This is a genomic window from Paenibacillus sp. NRS-1781, from assembly GCF_050467745.1.
GTDB classification, from domain to species: domain Bacteria; phylum Bacillota; class Bacilli; order Paenibacillales; family Paenibacillaceae; genus Paenibacillus; species Paenibacillus terrae_A.
This window is the reverse complement of record NZ_JBITPI010000069.1, coordinates 1-1,169: the sequence shown is the minus strand read 5'-3', so window position 1 is coordinate 1,169 and position 1,169 is coordinate 1. Positions and strand designations below refer to the sequence as shown.

General features: G+C 44.0%; 1 protein-coding gene. It reads left to right on the top strand.

Features of this window, described 5'->3' with window-relative positions; genetic code table 11:
* Window positions 1-100 precede the first annotated feature (100 nt).
* A protein-coding gene (locus ACIFO6_RS22470; protein WP_430044064.1) for an IS630 family transposase occupies window positions 101-1,140 on the top strand; the annotation gives its coding sequence in 2 pieces (ribosomal slippage) (window positions 101-604 and window positions 607-1,140; 1,038 coding nt in all).
* Window positions 1,141-1,169: the final 29 nt, after the last annotated feature.

Genomic DNA, 1,169 nt, shown 5'->3' with positions numbered 1-1,169 from the left:
CTATATAAGTTGAACTTAAGATTAGAAAACTATGGTAAGGATTTCGTTGCTACATGTCGAAGTAATATAGACAATAACTTTAGACAGGCAGGGGAATTCAATGGAACATTCAGCATCATTCCAAGAGATCCAAATCGCGATGAAGCAAGCCCAAAAACGTCGAATGTACGAACGATACCAGACGCTGTATTTGTATCTGCAAGGAACAGAAATAGAGCAAATAGCTCATACCATCAACCGAAGTGTAAAAACCGTAAAAGGTTACATTCAAGCCTATGAAACAGGAGGGCTTCCAGGTCTGCAAATGAATCATTCGCCAGGCGCCCCCGTTCGATTAACCGAAGAACAACAGGAAAAGCTGAAACAGACCATCGTCAACTCCGTTCCGCATGATGTAGGCTTTACCGCGCGGCACAATTGGACACTGGAGATCATGGCAGCCTTTATCCAACGGGAATTTGGAGTGACGTATTCGCTTCGTGGCATCTCCAAAATGATGCACCGTCAGGGGCTAAGCTACACCAAGCCAACCTATACCTTGGCAGCGGCGGACGAAGAAAAACAAAGAATCTTTTCAGAAGAAACGTTTCCGGATTTAAAAAAAGACACCTGAAGGACGAAATCCAGCATGTGCTATTTGAAGACGAATCCATGATTCGCGATTACCAAGCGATTCAAAAAACGTGGTTTCTCCGCAGCAAGCAACGTATCATTCAAACGACAGGTAAACATCGCGGGGTCAAACTGCTGGCAACCGTCGACTATGGGACAGGCAAGATCGTATGGCAGGAAGATGAGCAGTATACAGCAGAAACCTTTTTGAGCTTTTTGAAAAAAGTCGTAGCCGAATATCCAACAGGCAAAATCGTGATGGTGTTGGATAATGCACGAATCCACCATGCGAAATTGCTGGAACCGTTCCTAACCGAGATGAAGGACCGACTTGAACTGGTTTTTCTGCCTCCCTATAGCCCACAACTCAATGCAGTCGAAGGGTTGTGGAAATGGCTTAAATCGGATGTGATTAACAACGTTTTCTACCACACGGTCACCGAAATTCGCACCAACGTACAACAATTCATGGAAGAGATTATGAAAGTACCTTTGACGATCATTGACCGTCTCTGTGTCAGGTTCTAGTCATTTTTTTCTTTAGTTCAACTTATATA